Genomic DNA, 16,358 nt, shown 5'->3' with positions numbered 1-16,358 from the left:
AAGAGGAGACCTGCTATTGAAGGCCTCCCCTATCCCCTTACAGGTCGATGCTTAAGCTTTTTGAATATTTGTAAGGAATAACATCATGTCGTTCTGTTTTTAACCATGCATCTTCTCGATGAGATATTTTACTCAGTTCTACAGACCCCCTTTCTTTAAACACCTCCATTATTCTGTTCATACAACGTATTTCTCTTGGGTCAAATACTTCAAGCAATTGACCCTGTTCAAGTTGAATCATCGCTCTGTATTCTTCCGAGGAATAGCCATTCATTTCATCCACATTTATATTTAATACATTTCTATCCACCATTTCTTCCAGTAATGAGGCGTGTTTTAAAGGTACAGGGCCAAACTTTTGATTCTGATAAGGGGTTCCACTTATTGAAACGTCCGCCACTTTAAAATGCAAAAAATCGGAGTACCATAATAGTTTCATTAATTTAGTCTTTAAAACACCGTTTTGTGCAAAATACAAAAGCATATTAACCAATTTTTGAGGATCAAACTTTCGATTCCCCGTAAATTCAAATGTAGCATTCTCATAGTAAGGGTTTATTGAGGGTAATGTATAAGGGTCCTCCATCCATATTTTTTCATAAGGTTTTAATTTGGTTTGTAATTTAAAAAACTCTGCATCTCCAAGCCGTTCCCGTGCATTTAGTAATAAACCCCAAGCATGACTTGGACGTTGATTAAGATGATCCAATTCATACAATTGAGTAGAATTGGGATTTGTCAAACCAGCCTCATACCTTTGTACAGTTGCCAATCCCCACCCCAGTAACTGTGATAACTGTAATTGAGTCAACTCAAGTACTTTTCGGGCTCGCCGGGTTCTTTTCGCAGCAATTATCTTATTAAGGGAGATTGGATCATATTTTTCATCAAATAACCGATTACCGCATTTTTCACATTTCCGAAATTCATCCGGAATCTCAAATGTTTCCCCCTCTACGGTGAACCGGCTCGGTTCCGCTACGACGACCGACTCGACTGCACCACAAAATTCACATATAAAACTCATTAGAGTATTCCTCCAGAAAATTATTTTGACAAATTGTCTTACTCCATAAATCAATCTTTTATTACTCTCCAATTTCCTCCAAAGTCCCTTAAACAGCAGTTCAATTTCAATCCCTTTTATGTCTCCTCGGCCACTCTGCATTCGCGGCCGAGGTTATTTTATTACTAATTTAGTTTATCTAAATCGCTCCACTTATATCCAATCGTCAGGATGTATGGACATTATTGCAACTTCCGCCTCTGCTGCTGTAATCTTCAGCTTTATATAGGCTCGTCGCCCTTTGATATACTTCTTAAACTTGTAGATGCATAAACCATCCCTTGGAAACTTGCTATCCAATTCTGGTCCATCCTTCTTGAAGTCGTTCCACCTTAACTTCTTTAGCTCCTGTATTGCTTCGTCTTCTGTTAAGTCCAGTTCGGCCATAGCGACAATATAATGTACACAGCTTCCATCAGGCTTACGGATATTTCGTGGGATTACTCTACAACACCCTGTATCAACAAGGGTCGTAACTTTTCTCATCAACTTGTAAAAATCATCTTCCGAAACCGCCAAAACAGAACCTCCTCCTTTCCCAAGTTTTATCTCAATTATTACATCAATGATGCATTATTGTCAAACAATCAACATCATTGATGTTATCTATTTGACATTTTCCATTCTGAGGATCTCAAAACCGCAAGCAGAGAACGCTGGAGATACGGCTCGTTAAGCCGTTCAATGTAGTTCCTCTTACCCTCGTCACGCACGTTACCTACATAGCAAAAAGGCCGCCACATGGGCGGCCAATCGATCAAACCTTTCTCCAAAAGAAGCCTTCGCTCCCCTCAATACTCCCCTTTAATAACAAAAAACGAGCCCCGGATGGTTCCGGCTAATTTCGACTTCTGTCGAGCGAACTTGAACTTCCCTTCCAACTCCTTCGGTACTTCCATCCCCTCAGACAGCTTTAACCCGACGGCCCGCTTCTTGGGGTCATCCACGGTATACAGAACATTGATCCCGAGACCATCTTCATAGAAGACGAAGGTCCATTTTATGTTTTCCACTTGAAAGCTCGACGTCTCCAAGGGCTTTGCCGCAAATTCAAGATTACGTTCTTCCTTCAGAATGCGGTTCACATAAGCAAGGGTCTCCTGGCTTTCGCTGGCGGGTACAACCGTGAATTCATGCTTGTACTTGTTCATGAAGTAGCGGGCTTCATTGGCGCGTAGACCCGCAAGCGCTTCGGCAACCGGCGAAGATTCTAAACCAGCCGTAGACACGGTTTTAAAATCAACGATGTAGGACATTCCCATCCCTCCTGTGATCTCCTTATTTCTTAACAACGGGAATCCACATTTCCCCATAGACGAAGCCGTCTTCTCTTCCCCTTTGACCACCAAGTATTCCCCTTTCGGGAACTGGATAACCCGAGATCCTTCGGAAGCGGGACCCGATCTTTCTGTCAGGACTCCCGCCGTTCCATCAGAACGCTGCCGAATCCGACAGCGAGGGCCAGCGCCACCAATATGGCTCCAACCCACGGAAGCGAGGAGAGAGACAGGCGGGGAATCACCACACCGCCGACAAAAGCGCCGATCGCATTGCCGAGATTACCGGCCGAATGGCTGGAGGTGGCCGCTAAAGTCGGGGCGTCCTTGGCGATGCTCATGATACGAACCTGCAAGCCCGGCATGACGGCAAAGGACCCAGCCCCCCATATAAAGATGGTAACAAGAGCTGCGATCTCGCTGTGAATCGTGAACGTCAGCGCTGTTAATGCAAGGACGATGGCGGTATAGGTGCCCAGAACCGACGGCATCAGCTTCCAGTCCGCCAGCTTGCCACCGACGATATTGCCGACGGTAACGCCGACCCCGAACAGAACCAGTATCCAGGTGACATTCTCCTCGGTGAAACCGGTAATCTCCACCAATAGCGGCGTAATATAAGTGAAAACGGCGAACAGCCCTGCGTTGCCTAACACGAAAATAAGCAGATACACCAGCAGCTTGGGGCTCATCAGCGCAGCAACCTGCTGCCGGATCCCCGCCGCCTCTTCCTGCGGCATTCGCGGAATCAAGAGAGCAACGCCTACCAAGGCAAGCACGCCCATCAGCGCGATCGACACGAAGGAAGCTCGCCATCCCAGATGCTGACCGATATACGTGCCGAGAGGAACGCCCAGAATGTTGGCAATCGTCAGCCCGGCCATCATGACAGATACGGCGCTCGCCCGTTTGTCGGGGCGTACCAGATTGGCCGCAATGACCGCGCCGACGCCGAAGAAGGTCCCGTGGGTAAGAGCCGTCAACACCCTCGCTCCCATCAGAACGGCGTAGTTAGGGGCGATGGCGGCGATGCCGTTGCCCGCAATAAAGAGGAGCATGAGAAAGATCAACAGCTTCTTCTGGGGAATCCGGCTCGTCAGCACGGTGAGTATCGGAGCTCCCAGAGCTACCCCTAACGCATATAAGGTGATCAACTGTCCAGCTGCAGAGATGCTGACGTGCAGGCTCTCTGCAACATTCGGTAATATGCCCATAATAACGAATTCGGTCATGCCAATGGCGAAGGCGCCCACCGTAAGCGAAAGCAGCGAGATGGGAAAACTCCCCTTACCCGCCTGCGGTCGATGGTTTTCATGTTGAGTAAGATCCATGATGCTGAGCTGTCATCCTTTCGTCTGTCGTGTCCTGTTGTGAAGGGGCACAGATTCAGTGTGCATGGTTATTAGTAGATTCTACTCGAAGAAGGGGAGCTTGTCTCATTGAATTTTGAGTACGGCGATGCAACCGTTTACGTGTTAACGATGAAGTCGCTCATTTATATTAGCAAGGACTGATGGACTCCTTAAAGATATTGAGGATAACAACCCATAAAATCAATAAAATCAATTTACTAATTAAAATAATGAATTTTTTTCATTTACAAATTCATTTTATTGATCTATAATTCAAGAAAAAGAAAGGAGTCGAGTATGAAATATCCCATCCTCACACAGTGTCCGGTATGCGACCATCCGCTGCATGCCGTCAAGCTGGAATGCGGACACTGCCGGACCACGATTGAGAACAAATTTGAATTATCTAAGCTGGCTCTACTCTCGCCCGAACAGCTCCATTTTGTCGTCACCTTCCTCGTGAACAGAGGCAACATTAAGGAAGTGGAGAAGGATCTCGGCATATCTTACCCGACGGTGCGCGGCAAGCTCAATGATATCATTACGGCCCTCGGATACGATAATAAGCCGAAGAAGCCCGAAGTCGATGAGAAGAAAGTCATTTCCATGCTGGAGAATGGCGAAATCACCGCGGATGAAGCGGTCAAGCTATTAAAGGATGAATAGGGAGGAAGAAACCATGAAAGAAGAAATCAGCAAGGTGTTGTCCATGATGCAGGAAGGCAAAATTGATTCCGAGAAGGCTTCGGAGTTGATTGACGCGCTGAAGGAGAAGAACACGGCCCAAACCTCGCAAGCCGTGCTTATGCCGGGGAAACCGGACTATTCGGTGAAATCGTCATCGGGATCGAGCGGTTATTTGGCCAAAATGTTGAAAATACGGGTGACCTCCCAAGAAAACGATAACGTCAGCATCAATTTACCGATTAGACTGGTTAAGGCTGTTCTCGGAGCAGGGCACGGCATCGCGTCCAATATTCCACAAGCTGCGAAATATGTGAAGGATATCGATATCGACTTGTTGATCGATGCCATCGAGAACGAGCTCGACGGGCAAATCGTTGACATCCACTCCGGTGAAGCGACGGTCACCGTAGTGATCGAGTGATGAGTCATGATGATTGTGAAAGTGAAGAGCACGGAGCATTCTTTTACGATACCAGTCCCTTATGCCGTATTGCGCATGGGGATCGGTATTCTGACTTCACATTTCGTCCGTCGCAAAATGAAGGATTGGTTGAACCAGTACGACGGGCATGCGGGTGAGCACTCGAGCGGGGAACCTGATTTCGATTTGGACAGCAGCCAGTTCGGGTCGAACGGCAGCCAATTCGGGATTGCACTGGTGCAGTCGATTCTCGAAAACCAAAGCACAGGACAAGCGCTCAGGCAGTTCATCCTGGAGTTACAACGTTGCAAAGGAACCGTTCTGGTCGATGTCAAGGCTCAGGACGGCACGAACGTGTTGATCAAACTGTAGGTGACTGCTGAAACCGGTATGGTACTCTGCCCAGCTGCTTGATTTTATAGAAAGAGAACGGCACCTTTATGCTTACTTATGGTACGGTTCACCACGCTGTCCGAAACGGCAAGATTATTGAAGAAAGTCCAACCCACAAAAAGGATTGGACTTTCTTAACGTTTGTCTCTAAATGAACTCCAATGCTTTTTCAAGAACGACATCCCTGTTGTTGTAGAGATCTTCTCGACGGCGTTCCACCGGAATGTCCGGTGTGATCCCAATGCCTTCGAAAGGTTCCCCGTTTGGAAAGAGAGCACGAATAGAACCGACACCGATATAGATATCTTCGTCAATACGCTTCCAGACGGGTTGGCCGGTTGATCCCCAGGTTCTCTCCCCGATAACTGTTGCCCGAGCATTATCTTTAAACGGCATAATAAAATCTTCAGTAGCAGAACCGACAAATCTGTCCGTTAGAAAAAGGATCTGTCCGTTATAGCGTTCTCTTTCGTCCGCAGGTTCCTGCCAGTTCGGACGCCACTCGGCATAGCTGTAGTTTTCCGGAAAAAGGAGATCAGCGCTTCCATGGCGTTTCCTGAGCCACTCCGGGTGGCGTGACCGTTCGATCCACCACCGGTAAGGCCGATCCATAAGCTTCTTTGTCAACTCGCTTGGCGTTGACCCCCCGCCGTTGCCGCGCACATCAACAATGATTGCCCGGGCATGACCGTATTCTTGAACGAGCTCTACCGCACGATTCTCATAGTGGGGTTCCCCGAAACTAGGAATTCGAATGTAGGCTACTTTGCCCTTCTCGATCCATTTCCCTTCTGTTTCCGATGGTTGGTTAGTAACGTGGAACCGCTCATCGTTGCGTGCTAATCGTGGTAACATAACCGTTTTGCGGGAATGGTTTTGATCCTCGATTTCGACTTCGATGGACTTGTTTTGAATGAAATAGGGGAGAAAAAACTCTGTTCGACTATGTTGAGAGGTATTATTCGCTAACCCCGTGTAGATTTCAAGTTCCTTGGACCATTCTGATGGAGATTTTCCCTCAATGGATAGTACCAAATCACCTGATTTTAGAATATTCGCTGCATCTCGATTCACAACCCATTCATCTTTAAGCTCCAATAAAGAAAAACTAAGAACTTCGTTGCCATACTCTGGAATTCGTGTATCGGAGTACCCGGAATGAGCGTTCCGCAAGAGACCAAACAACTCCCACATTACCTTTGCAAAATCAAAACGTGTTTCTGCTTCTACTGCTTTTTCAAAAAACGTCTCCGCCACTTGATCCAATTCATCTGGTTTTACTTTGGCATCATCCCAATGTACAAATGCACGCTCAATCAACCGAATGGTTTCTGACACGATAAAGATTCGCCGCTCCACCTTTAAATGCTGCTCGTCCATCCTGATTCCCACTCCCAAAAACATTGTTTGTGTAAATATTCCATTGGAACCCATAAATTCCTCCATACAAAAGTTAGAAGCTTTTGACATACCACGCAGCGTCGGAGCACTTCCGGCGGCACTCCCCGACAAACGCCCAGCCATCAAAGAGCTACTTAGGGACGTCGAGAAAGGCTTGATCCGATCCACTTACCTAATGCAACAAGTAGTGCCTTCTTTTCGTTAAATAGGATATATTTCTATTTTTGATGAATGGATTCCCAGGCACTTGTTAAGGAGGCTGTTTTCGTTTGCGAGAAACATGGAAAAAGTGGACTGTACTTGCCGGATGTCTTTCTTTCGTGATTGTACTGGTTGTCCTCATTCCTCATGGCGACACCCCGTCGGACGAGGCCTTATTCAATGTGGCTTTTCCGAAAGCATATGCGTTTGATGACATCGGTTCCAAACGTACAATGATCGATAGCAATCCCGTGGACGATGCCTTTCTTTCTGCCTTGAGCGGATTTTCCTACAAAACCACCTCTCAAATTTTCGCGGACAGCAGCGGTAATACGAATTACTCGCCACTATCCCTCTATTACGCATTGGCAATGGCTGCTACCGGTGCGGGCGGTGAAACAGCGGATGAGATGCTTTCCCTATTGGATATATCCGGTCCATCCGCTCTTTCCATGCAAAGCAGAAATCTTTATCGTCGGTTGTATACCGATAACCAAATCGGGAAGTTAAAAATCGCCAACTCTCTGTGGATGGACAAAGATATCCATTGGAAAAAGGATTTTATTCAAAATACCGCCGAAAACTTCTATGCTTCCTCGTTCAGCGTGGATTTCACCGATAACCAGACAGGGGAAGTTATGGCGAAATGGGTTGCGGATAATCTAAACGGTACGTTAAAGCCTACGTTTGAGCTTGATAAGGATCAGGTTCTCTCCCTCATCAATACCGTATATTTCTATGATGAATGGGCGAATAAATTTGACAAGGACAAGACAGAGAAAGATATCTTCAACACATCAGAGGGTACTCCAATAAATACCGACTTTATGAATAGCAGATTTGCTTCCGCTGGCTTTGCATTAGGAGAGGAGTTTACACGTTCCAGTCTTGGCCTAAAAAATGGGGGGAGTATGGTGTTCATTCTTCCCAATAAGGGGATTTCCCCCAGAGAGCTTTTGTCCACACCGGAAAAAGTGAAGGCTGCTTTTGAGGATGGTCAGGAAGGTCATGGTGAAGTTCTATGGAAGATACCGAAATTCAATTTTGACACGAAGCTTCGTCTTGCGGACACTTTACAGAAGCTAGGCGTAACCTCCGCCTTTAAACAAGAAGCTGACTTTTCAGGCATTACGGATCATAGGGCTTCTCTAACGGAGGTTCGCCAAGAAACGCACATCGGCATTGATGAAAAAGGCGTGGAGGCCTCAGCCTTTACTGAACTATTATTTATGGGTTCGGCGCCACCTGAAGGCAGAGCCGATATGATATTAGATCGCCCATTTATTTACGGCATCCTTGCACCCAACGGTACATTGCTGTTTATTGGCATATGTGAGAATCCTGCGGAGAGCTCCTAACCCGGCCATAGATCGCTTTATCTAGACCGGGTTACATACACGGCGGACCATCATTTCCCGTCGTTCGAAGCCATACTTCTCATAGAGTCCATGCGCGTCCCGTGTACCAAGATAGATCGTCGTATGGCGAATGCGAGGATGGTCGACCAAGGCAGCCATCATCCATTTGCCGAGTCCTTTTCCGCGATGCTCAGTGTCAACAATGACGTCGCACAGCCAGGAAAAGGATGCTCCATCCGTTACAACCCGCATGAAACCTACTTGTTGCCCGTCCGCGCTGTAGACTCCGAAGCAAAGCGATTCCTTCAGGCTATTCATGATGGTTTCTTCCGACCGTTCCGCTGCCCAATAACTGCTCTTCAATAATGCAATAATCACATTCAGCTGCAGTTCCTCCACATGATCACTGATTCTGTAAGGCAGGCAATCATGAACCCACTCCATCTGTATCCCCTCCGATTGTTCACATTCCGTAATGGGTTTAGTATAATGGTGACAGTCAGAAGAGGAAACGGAATTATTCTGCAACTATACCCATACAGATTGAGGCGGAAAGACCATGAAATATGAGAATGTGAAGAACTACCTGAAGCAACAGATTAACAGCGGGTCGATCAAGCCGGGTGGGAAATTACCGTCCATCCGAGAGCTTAGCCTCCAATGGGCGTGCAGCAATAACACCGTCATTCGAGCCATCGAAGAATTAGAAAAGGAACACCTGATTTACTCGGTACCGAAAAGTGGCTACTACGTGATTGTTCGCTCCTCCAAGTCGGAGGATCGGCCCGAAGAGCGGATTGATTTTGCCATGGCTGCTCCGGATCCGGGTATTATCCCCTATGAAGAAATTCAGCACGGGTTGAACCGGGCGGTCGAGCTATATGGGGACCGGCTTTTCGCATATGGCGATCCGCTTGGATTTCCATCTCTACGCGAGGCTATTTCTCAGCATCTGGCAGTCTCTCAAATTTTTGCTGGACCCGAACGGATCTGTGTCGTCTCCGGCGCCCAACAGGCTCTCCACTTGCTTGCCTCTATGCCGTTCCCGAATGGGAAATCGGCAATCTTGGTCGAACAGCCCTGCTATGCCGGAATGTTGAGATTGCTGAGCCTCCTCGGGATAACCGCAATCGGAATTGCTCGAACGGAATCAGGCCTTGACCTGGATGAACTGGAACGGCATTTTCGGAACAATTCCATTAAGTTTTTTTATACGGTCCCCCGATACCACAACCCGCTTGGAACCAGCCTGTCCCGTCGGGAGAAAGAAGCAATCGCAGCAATGGCGGAGAAATATGATGTGTATATCGTTGAGGACGACTATCTCGCAGACTTGGAAACGAACAGCAAATCCGATCCAATCTGCAGCTATGATCATTCGGGCCGCGTCATCTACATCCGAAGCTTTTCCAAAATCATGCTGCCCGGCCTGCGGCTCGGTGCCGCTGTCCTTCCCGAAGCATTGATCCCTCTGTTCCGAATGTACAAGTCGTCGAGCGATTTAAGCACAGCTGCTCTTTCACAAGCTGCTTTGGAGATTCATCTGAGCAGTGGATTGCTTCAGCGCCACGCCGCCATGATGAGGGAGCGCTATGGAATTCGAATGAAGGCGCTGCAAGAGGCATGCAGCCGATATTTGAACGAGGGCTTCCGTCTAAGCCAATCAACCGGCGGGATATTTGCTCAACTTGAGCTGCCCCATCATCTGGCAGCAGAGGAACTCGCCGCAGCCCTTCGTCAGAAGGACGTGTATGTCTTTCCTACGATGCCTTGCTACCTTCCTAGTGTGGAAAGCGCGAACAGCTGCCGCCTCAGCATTATCCGCACGGATGAGCAAAAGATTGAGGAAGGCATCCGGATCATCCGCCAGACGGCCGACGAGCTAATGAGCCATAGAAGTCCAAACCAATTCAACCGATCAGCCATTACCTGGATTTAGAAAGGGTCCATTACTTCTGAGAATCAAGAATGAACATCGATGCATCCTGTCCCATAAATAGCTTGCTTCCCGTATAGAACGTTTTGGATTGAATAGTCGTATACCCGATTTTGGTCATTATGTCCGTGAGCTCGGCTTGATCAAATCCGTTATGGACGATATCGGACACGACTTTTTCATTGATATCATAATCTACGATCAGTAAGTGTCCACCTTCATTCAGAACCTCGAATAACCTTGATAAAACAAATTCGAAATCGGGAATATGCAGGAGAACCTGAGCCATGAAGATATAGTCAGCGTGAAGATCCGATAGCTCATCCTGTTCAAAATCAAAGCATACGGTGTCCGCATTCGGAATAGCCAAATCCGAGATTTTTTGCTTGATTTGAGTAATCATGTTTTGGGATGTATCCAGAAAAAGCATGGAATCAAAGTCGTTTAGCAAGTTCATTCCGACCAGACCCGTTCCACAACCAAAATCGATCGCGCTCTTGTTTTTCGCGTCAACCAAATACTCGCGGATGGCATCGGATGCAACCTTAGCAGTGTGGATTCTCTCCGGAGTGTCGTACATATTCGCAATCATTTCGAACTTATCGGTATTCCCCATTCGTATCTCTCCTATTGCCGTTTGGGATTTGAAAGATTCAACACTAGAGAAAATCATCGATCAGCGAAAGCCCGTTTGTGATTCGCATCCGGCTATCTCGCAAAAAATCGCGGGTCCAATCGTCCGGCTGACGCAGATCCCAACTCCGGTTCATACCTACGAGCACGATGATTTCACGAAGCCGAAGAAACAGCGGTAACTGTTCCTTCCACTTGTCCGGTAGTCGACGAGCATTCTCCTCATAGCCCCGTTGGAAATGCTCCATGAAGAGATCGTACTGCACCTTCCGTTCAGGCTTGGAATCCTCCCCAAACACATAAAGAACATAATAAAGTTGGATGGCAATATCTTCGACGTACCAGCTGTATTGACATTCATCGAAGTCGAAAAGAGTCAGTTTGCCTGCATCATCCATCGTAAAGTTCCCTACATTAATATCCCCATGGATAAGACCGAAATTGTCAGAAGAGATCGATAGGCTAGCCAAATGCTTTTTCAGAGCTTCAAGGGCGAACAGCACAGGCTCATCCTCGTGTGGTAAGTAGTCTCGGGCTCTAAGGAGGTATTCGTTGCGCTCCCACGAGTGTCTTCTGTGCGAAGGTTTGTACGGTTTGGCTAGTTCATGTAGGCGGCCGGTCAATCGGCCGCATTGCTCGTACAGCCGGGGATTGCCAAGGCATTCCGGGTAACCGATTTTGCGGCCGGACGCGTACTTGAAGGAGGTCACGTAGAACGTGATCGTCTCTTCCTGAATAGATTCAACGTCTATGCCTTGAGAAGAAGAGACCGGTTCGGAGACGGATAGTCCATTCTGCGCCAAATATCGAATCCATTCCAATTCGCCTTTAAGTGCCTCAAGGGAGCGTAGCGTGCTCGGCGTGAAGCGAAGAATGTATTGGCTTCCTTCTCTGGCGTAGGAGTAAATAAAGTTTTGGAATCCGCCAATGAAGGACAGCTCTTTGGGATGCACTCCGAACCGAGCTGCGCCTTCGTCGGCCATCTCACCCGTGAAAAGATCTTTAATGTGTGCGTCCATTGTTCTCCTTGTAATTGCCATCATTTTCATTTGGATATTTTTTATTTAAGCATATCAGTTCAAGTTTGGTGATAGCAAAAGAAAAGGAACTTATAACAATGGATTCCAAGCCACGGAAGGCCACCGAAGGAATCGGCGGCCTGTTTTTCTGTGATACTAGTGGTAACGACTTATTCTGGCTCCGTTTAGTTATTCCAGCCCCTGTCATCAATCCGCTACTGCTTGTTCTCGTGTGGATGGGCTTGCCGGAAGAAAGCAGATCAGCGCCGCAATAAAAGCAGACGTTATAAATAACACAGATCCCAATAGGGAGCTTGATATAGCATGAGCGAACTGCATCTTTGAAGGTTGATCCGTCCGGATAACGGCATCAAATACCGATATGAGAACGGCCAGTCCCAACGAGGAACCGCTTTGATGCGCGACATTAATGAGACCCGAAGCTGCACCGGTATCCTGTGGATCTACATCGGAGAGCCCGAAAGTGGTAAGCGGTTGGAATACCATACCGGCGCCAATGCCCATGATCGCCAAGAGGATGAACATCAGCGGAAAGAACGGGGCTTGCATGCCAACGATCCGGCTTATCCAGAAGGTACCCCCGATGGCTACTAGCAAACCGGTCATCAGGACCTTTCGATCTCCAAAGCGGTGCACCAACCCGGGCATCAAATACATCATCCCGAACTGGGCGCCTGTAAATGGCAGGAAGGCTAAGCCTGCTTCCAGTGAGCTGAACCCGAGCACGTTTTGCAAATACTGAGGGATAAAGAAGAAGAGGGAAAAATTCCCGCACACCAAGAGGAACCTTCCAAGATAAGCCCCGGACCGCTGGCGGTTCGCAAACAGTCGAAGCGGGATGATCGGCTCCGTCGCACGTGCTTCAATAAGAGCGAATGTCGCTAACAGAATAATTCCGGCTGCAAGCAAAATCCATGTTACAGGATTCCCCCAACCGTGCTCGGCAGCCTGAACAAATCCGTATACCAACGCAGTCATGCCGATAACGGAGACAAGCGCGCCCCAAAAATCAAATTGTCCGGTCCGTGTATCCGTTTTCTGTATATGCCTCTGTACCAAGTACAGCAAAGCAATCCCAATAGGTACATTGATGAACATCCCGACACGCCAAGATATAAAATCGGTGAAGAATCCGCCCAGTAGGAGACCGATGCTGCCGCCTCCAGCCGAAACCGCGCTGTATATGGCAATTGCTTTGGTACGTTCCTTGGCCTCGACAAAGCTCGCAGACAGTAATGCTAGGGCAGCAGGCGTTGCTAACGCAGCGGCAAAGCCTTGGAATGCACGGGAAACCAGCAGAAATCCGGCTGTCGGCGCCAAACCAGCCAGCATGGAGGCAAGCGAAAATAATCCAATGCCGATACTAAGGATTCTTCTGCGTCCCAAAAGGTCGCCCGCCCGGGCACCAAGCAACAAGAAACCGCCGAACGGCAAAATGTAGCCATTTTGGACCCAGGTCAAGCTGGTCGCCGTCATATGCAGCGAACGTCCGATTTGTGGGATTGCCGTTACCATTATGGAGGCGTCAAGCACAACAATCAGTTGACATGCGATGATAATGGTCAAAATCATTCGTTTTGACTGATTCATAAGCATCTTCCTTTCCTTATCCGATGTTTCGTGTCCCTGATCGTTATTATGGATGGAATCGGAGGAAGGAAGTAGACCTTTCGTGCACGAAACTTGCCTAAAGCTGCAAAATGATGTAGTTTGAATAAGAACGGGGGGAATGGAATTCATGCCGGAACAAAGAGTGGATAACCCAACTGCCTTTGGAAAAAGTGTTTCTATTCATAAGAAAGCATTGGATCAGCTCATTGCTATGGCGGATCGAATTACCCTTGCAGAGGGACGGACGCCAACGATCATTCCGTTTCTTACGATTGTCAGAAGCAATCGCGAAACGCCGAAAAGCACGGGGGTGTTGACGCCTTCTTTTTGCCTGATCCTTCAAGGGACGAAGAAGCTTTACCTCGGTCAAGATATCTATCATTACTCGGCGGGCGATTACTTGGCGTCACTCATCGATATGCCGGCTGCCGCCCAAGTCATCGACGCGACAGAAGAATCGCCGTATATCGGTTTACGTGTCGATTTTACAACGCAGGAAATAGCCTCTGTGGTCATGGAGGCGGGAATCAATACGGGGTTAAAGGAGAGTAATTGGAGCACCGGTGCCTTCATTGGAAAATCAGATGCCGCGCTGCTGGACATCTTTTTACGGTTGCTTAAGCTTGTTGATAAGCCTAAAGAAGTTCGATTTCTGTCCGAGTTGATCAAACGAGAAATGATTTTCAACTTGCTGTCAGGTGATTTTGGGCACTTGTTTTTGCAAAAGGTGCTCTTCGATCAAAGAGCGGACGGAGTCGGAAAGGCCATCCATTGGATCAAAGAAAACTACGCAAGCTCTTTCACCATTGAGGAGCTCGCCAAATCCTGCAACATGAGCATCTCGGGGCTGCATCATAAATTCAAAGCCGTCACGACAATGGGGCCCTTGCAGTACCAGAAGCAGCTTCGCCTTCTGGAAGCGAGGCGCCTCATGCTGAGTGGTCCCATCGGGGCAACGACAGCCGCTATGACAGTAGGCTATGAGAGTCCGTCGCAGTTCAATCGGGAGTATCGGAGGCTCTTTGGGCTGCCTCCTCTCCAGGATAAAAAATCGCTGCGAAAAACCTCATCTGCCGGAGGATTTGAGGATAGTTGAGTGGTGTTGGATCAACAGAATGGATAACGGCAACCGACTACATTGTTCGGCTGCCGTTATGCCTTTTTCAGCTATCGTTCTCCGGTTCAACCCTATCGGCTAATCTTTACCGTATAACTGTCCGCATGCCGCGTTAATGTCCGATCCGAATTGCGTTCGGATGGTCACCTGAATCCCTTTTGACTTCAAGACCTGAACAAAGCTTTCGATCTGGGCAGAATCAGATACCCGGTACCTTTCTGGTGTAACTTCGGTTGAGTTGTAAGGAATCAGGTTTACGTGATACAGATGCTCTCCTGGCCCCCTTCCTCGCAACAACTCGGCGACCGCCTTCGCATGCGCCGTCGAGTCGTTGACTCCTCGGAGTAGAAGATAAGCAATATACACCTTCCTCCCTGTCTGTCGGATATGGCGATCCAATACATGGAGGATGTCTCGGACTGGAAACCGGTCGTTGATCGGCATCAGCTCACTTCGTTGATCGTCGAACGGCGAATGCAGAGAAAAGGTTAGATTGACTTGGGGATACTCCCGGGTCAGCTTGTCGATACCCGGCAACAAACCGATGGTGGACATCGTAATCCGTCGTTGTCCTAATCCAAAGAGGCTTGGATCGGTCATAATAGTCAAAGCATCAAAGATATGCGGGTTGGCGAGCGCCTCCCCCATGCCCATGAATGAGACACTGTCTAAGCTGTGACCCTTCAGGTGAAAGTAAAGCAATTGGTCGGTAATTTCGTCGGCCGTCAAATTTCGTTTCAGACCTATCGTACCGGTGGCACAAAATTTGCACCCAAACCCGCAGCCGCACTGTGTGGAAATGCAATAGGAGTCCCACCCGCGTTCATAATGAAGCCGTACGGCCTCAATATGTTCGTCGCCAGCTATGGCAAACAACACCTTGTTGACCTGACTCGATGTCAGCTCCTTTACCGGAAAGATGCTGCAGACCCGCGGACCAAGCGTCTGAATCAATGGTTCCCGCAGCGATTTGGGCAGTATGACCATCCGTTCGAATTCGTCGACTTTCCCCTTGAAAATCGCTTCCGTAATTTGCGAATATCGATAGGAGGGTTGCTTCAACTCGGACAATAGTTGGCGAATCTTATCATATTTCGAGACTGCCTTCATGTCTTCTCCTTACCGCCGGAGAAAACGTACAGAAGCAACCGTCAATCAGCGTCTTACATACGTCATTACCCCATTGCGAATGGACGAGCGTGATGTGCTCGCAGACCGATCGCTACGTACATTTGTCGATATAAGGGTAATTCTCCGGCATGTTGTTTTCGTGAACCGCATCATGGGACATGAACCGGTTCACAAAATCATCTACAACCTCAGTCAACATCGCATTCAGCCTCCAGTTCAGATTAGTCTGTAAGTTCCTTATCAACAAAAATAGAGCCACAAGAAAGTTACCCTTCTTGTAGCTCAAAAATACGGATAATCCACCCCGGCACAGGGATGAATAGACTCTATTTTTTGAGTGAAAAGAATAAGGTAACTCTCTTGCCAATAAAGAATAAAACCATCGATTTTATTCTTTAAACCAGGCAAGAAAACCTACATTATCCTCTTCATCTCCAATCGTTAAGTGTAGCGGTATTCTATCATACCCTTTTCTTTGTTGCAACATCCTATAAAGGGGCTTGACCGCTTATAGTAAGCTTTTTAGGCTCAGTGCCCTTTTGTATAGCGGATCAAATTCGCAACCACAACTGCCGCATGTCTCATCCGCCTCTTCAATAGCTGCGATTAACTTGTCTCTGTCTCCGTTACCCTCAAGCCATGCTTTTGATGGAGTGTCGATCAAGTCCCACCCTGATTCGGCGAATTTTGTTAAGATTTGAATCAATTCTTCGCGGCTTTCACTTCCCATGGTT

17 protein-coding genes and 1 pseudogene are annotated in these 16,358 nt (G+C 47.8%); 6 read left to right on the top strand and 12 right to left on the bottom strand.

Annotated elements, in window-relative coordinates; all coding sequences use genetic code 11:
- Positions 1 to 37: 37 nt before the first annotated feature.
- The 5 genes and pseudogenes from BN2684_RS02640 to BN2684_RS02625 form a co-directional block, all read right to left on the bottom strand.
- A complete protein-coding gene (locus BN2684_RS02640) occupies positions 38 to 1,027 on the bottom strand; it encodes a type II toxin-antitoxin system antitoxin SocA domain-containing protein (protein ID WP_058300633.1) in 990 nt (329 codons plus the stop codon).
- 192 nt (positions 1,028 to 1,219) lie between these two features.
- Positions 1,220 to 1,585, bottom strand: a complete 366-nt coding sequence (locus tag BN2684_RS02635; RefSeq protein WP_058300632.1) for a hypothetical protein — start codon at positions 1,583 to 1,585, stop codon at positions 1,220 to 1,222.
- A 272-nt stretch (positions 1,586 to 1,857) separates the two neighbouring features.
- Positions 1,858 to 2,322: a hypothetical protein gene (locus BN2684_RS02630; RefSeq protein ID WP_058300631.1), complete on the bottom strand. Its 465-nt coding sequence runs from the start codon at positions 2,320 to 2,322 to the stop codon at positions 1,858 to 1,860.
- Positions 2,323 to 2,376: 54 nt separating this feature from the next.
- Positions 2,377 to 2,490 (bottom strand): annotated as a pseudogene (locus BN2684_RS24845) (transcriptional regulator); the annotation flags it as partial.
- A complete protein-coding gene (locus tag BN2684_RS02625; protein WP_058300630.1) occupies positions 2,478 to 3,674 on the bottom strand; it encodes an MFS transporter in 1,197 nt (398 codons plus the stop codon). The gene BN2684_RS02625 and the pseudogene BN2684_RS24845, both read right to left, overlap by 13 nt.
- Before the next feature lie 318 nt (positions 3,675 to 3,992).
- Here BN2684_RS02625 and BN2684_RS02620 point away from each other — a divergent pair, with 318 nt between their 5' ends.
- Genes BN2684_RS02620 through BN2684_RS02610 form a run of 3 tightly spaced genes read left to right on the top strand, consistent with a single transcriptional unit; the run spans position 3,993 to position 5,175 of the window.
- Positions 3,993 to 4,361: a DUF2089 domain-containing protein gene (locus tag BN2684_RS02620; protein WP_058300629.1), complete on the top strand. Its 369-nt coding sequence runs from the start codon at positions 3,993 to 3,995 to the stop codon at positions 4,359 to 4,361.
- Between the two features lie 13 nt (positions 4,362 to 4,374).
- Complete coding sequence (locus tag BN2684_RS02615; RefSeq protein WP_058300628.1) at positions 4,375 to 4,803, top strand: SHOCT-like domain-containing protein; 429 nt, start codon at positions 4,375 to 4,377, stop codon at positions 4,801 to 4,803.
- A 6-nt stretch (positions 4,804 to 4,809) separates the two neighbouring features.
- Positions 4,810 to 5,175 carry a hypothetical protein gene (locus tag BN2684_RS02610; protein WP_148449859.1) on the top strand — a complete coding sequence of 122 codons (366 nt, stop codon included), beginning with the start codon at positions 4,810 to 4,812 and terminating at the stop codon, positions 5,173 to 5,175.
- A gap of 168 nt (positions 5,176 to 5,343) precedes the next feature.
- Here BN2684_RS02610 and BN2684_RS02605 read toward each other — a convergent pair whose 3' ends face one another.
- Complete coding sequence (locus tag BN2684_RS02605) at positions 5,344 to 6,576, bottom strand: S41 family peptidase (RefSeq protein WP_159065751.1); 1,233 nt, start codon at positions 6,574 to 6,576, stop codon at positions 5,344 to 5,346.
- A 290-nt stretch (positions 6,577 to 6,866) separates the two neighbouring features.
- Between BN2684_RS02605 and BN2684_RS02600 the strand changes: the two genes are divergently transcribed.
- Positions 6,867 to 8,156: a serpin family protein gene (locus tag BN2684_RS02600; RefSeq protein WP_058300625.1), complete on the top strand. Its 1,290-nt coding sequence runs from the start codon at positions 6,867 to 6,869 to the stop codon at positions 8,154 to 8,156.
- A gap of 21 nt (positions 8,157 to 8,177) precedes the next feature.
- Here the strand turns inward: BN2684_RS02600 and BN2684_RS02595 are convergent, their stop codons facing one another.
- Positions 8,178 to 8,600, bottom strand: coding sequence for a GNAT family N-acetyltransferase (locus tag BN2684_RS02595; RefSeq protein WP_058300624.1), 423 nt, complete (start codon positions 8,598 to 8,600; stop codon positions 8,178 to 8,180).
- Between the two features lie 115 nt (positions 8,601 to 8,715).
- Between BN2684_RS02595 and BN2684_RS02590 the strand changes: the two genes are divergently transcribed.
- Positions 8,716 to 10,095: an aminotransferase-like domain-containing protein gene (locus BN2684_RS02590; RefSeq protein ID WP_058300623.1), complete on the top strand. Its 1,380-nt coding sequence runs from the start codon at positions 8,716 to 8,718 to the stop codon at positions 10,093 to 10,095.
- Positions 10,096 to 10,105: 10 nt separating this feature from the next.
- On the opposite strand, the gene BN2684_RS02585 is transcribed toward BN2684_RS02590, so the two are convergent.
- From BN2684_RS02585 to BN2684_RS02575, 3 genes are all read right to left on the bottom strand, one after another.
- Complete coding sequence (locus BN2684_RS02585) at positions 10,106 to 10,708, bottom strand: class I SAM-dependent methyltransferase (RefSeq protein ID WP_058300622.1); 603 nt, start codon at positions 10,706 to 10,708, stop codon at positions 10,106 to 10,108.
- A gap of 43 nt (positions 10,709 to 10,751) precedes the next feature.
- Positions 10,752 to 11,744 (bottom strand): phosphotransferase enzyme family protein, encoded by a 993-nt coding sequence (locus BN2684_RS02580; RefSeq protein WP_058300621.1) that lies wholly within the window; start codon positions 11,742 to 11,744, stop codon positions 10,752 to 10,754.
- Between the two features lie 207 nt (positions 11,745 to 11,951).
- On the bottom strand, positions 11,952 to 13,355 hold the full coding sequence (locus BN2684_RS02575) for an MFS transporter (RefSeq protein ID WP_058300620.1): 1,404 nt from the start codon (positions 13,353 to 13,355) through the stop codon (positions 11,952 to 11,954).
- A 148-nt stretch (positions 13,356 to 13,503) separates the two neighbouring features.
- Between BN2684_RS02575 and BN2684_RS02570 the strand changes: the two genes are divergently transcribed.
- On the top strand, positions 13,504 to 14,472 hold the full coding sequence (locus BN2684_RS02570) for an AraC family transcriptional regulator (protein ID WP_058300619.1): 969 nt from the start codon (positions 13,504 to 13,506) through the stop codon (positions 14,470 to 14,472).
- A gap of 99 nt (positions 14,473 to 14,571) precedes the next feature.
- Here BN2684_RS02570 and BN2684_RS02565 read toward each other — a convergent pair whose 3' ends face one another.
- The gene (locus tag BN2684_RS02565; RefSeq protein ID WP_058300618.1) at positions 14,572 to 15,603 is read right to left on the bottom strand and encodes a Cfr family 23S rRNA (adenine(2503)-C(8))-methyltransferase; all 1,032 of its coding nucleotides are present in this window, start codon (positions 15,601 to 15,603) and stop codon (positions 14,572 to 14,574) included.
- Between the two features lie 529 nt (positions 15,604 to 16,132).
- Positions 16,133 to 16,354: a hypothetical protein gene (locus tag BN2684_RS02560; protein WP_058300617.1), complete on the bottom strand. Its 222-nt coding sequence runs from the start codon at positions 16,352 to 16,354 to the stop codon at positions 16,133 to 16,135.
- Positions 16,355 to 16,358: the final 4 nt, after the last annotated feature.

Source organism: Gorillibacterium timonense, from assembly GCF_001457415.1.
Classification (GTDB): Bacteria; Bacillota; Bacilli; order Paenibacillales; family NBRC-103111; genus Gorillibacterium; species Gorillibacterium timonense.
The sequence above is the reverse complement of the archived record's forward strand: the minus strand, read 5'-3'. Positions and strand labels throughout refer to the sequence as shown.